This is a genomic window from Globicatella sanguinis NBRC 15551, from assembly GCF_001552295.1.
GTDB classification, from domain to species: Bacteria; Bacillota; Bacilli; order Lactobacillales; family Aerococcaceae; genus Globicatella; species Globicatella sanguinis.
Genome location: NZ_BCQX01000246.1, coordinates 1 through 654, shown reverse-complemented (window position 1 = coordinate 654; position 654 = coordinate 1). Strand labels below are relative to the sequence as shown.

Genomic DNA, 654 nt, shown 5'->3' with positions numbered 1-654 from the left:
TTTAAAACGCAGTTCGAGGCCGCTCAACCACTGCGCTATTGGATAAATAGATAGATTCAACTGGAATTATTATAGTTTTTGCCTAGATTTCATTCCTGGCTTCATTATTAAAACAAACTAAAATAAGTAAACTACATCTAGTTAGCGTATTTATTAGTGAGAAAGTTATGTGCAACAAATGGGCGAAACTTATTATGCTTTTTATGACGATACCCTTATCAGTACTTATATTTTCTCAGTATCTTTATTACTTTTATCTCCCTATCTATTGAGCATGAAATATGATAAACTTAAGTCAAATTTATTCGTCATGGTAAGGGGTGAACTTATGGAAAAAAGACAAAAAAAGATTTTATCTTTTCTAAATAAATTAGATGATCAAAAATTAGAATTACTTTATGAATTAGATAATCTTGGAAAAAATGAAATTAATACTGTTATCAAATTAATATATGTATTAAGTTCGAAAAAACTGACTGACTTTAGTTTATTTGATGGGATTGCAGAAGCTGATCCTGAACCATGGGAAATTGAAACACTCCAAAAATGGGAAAGACTAACCGAAACAGAAAAAATCGAAGGTAGTTTCACCCATCAGGAATTATTAAAAGAAATGGATTTTAATGACTAAAATTATCTACTCAAAACAGGCTA

General features: G+C 29.4%; 1 protein-coding gene. It reads left to right on the top strand.

The features are described from left to right. Nucleotides 1-328: 328 nt before the first annotated feature. Nucleotides 329-631 (top strand): hypothetical protein, encoded by a 303-nt coding sequence (locus tag GSA01S_RS10380; RefSeq protein ID WP_066127353.1) that lies wholly within the window; start codon nucleotides 329-331, stop codon nucleotides 629-631. The last annotated feature ends 23 nt before the right edge of the window (nucleotides 632-654 follow it).

What these genes read in the sequence shown, in the direction of transcription:
- GSA01S_RS10380 (WP_066127353.1), top strand. Translation starts at nt 329, where the DNA reads ATGGAAAAAAGACAAAAAAAGATTTTATCTTTTCTAAATAAATTAGAT.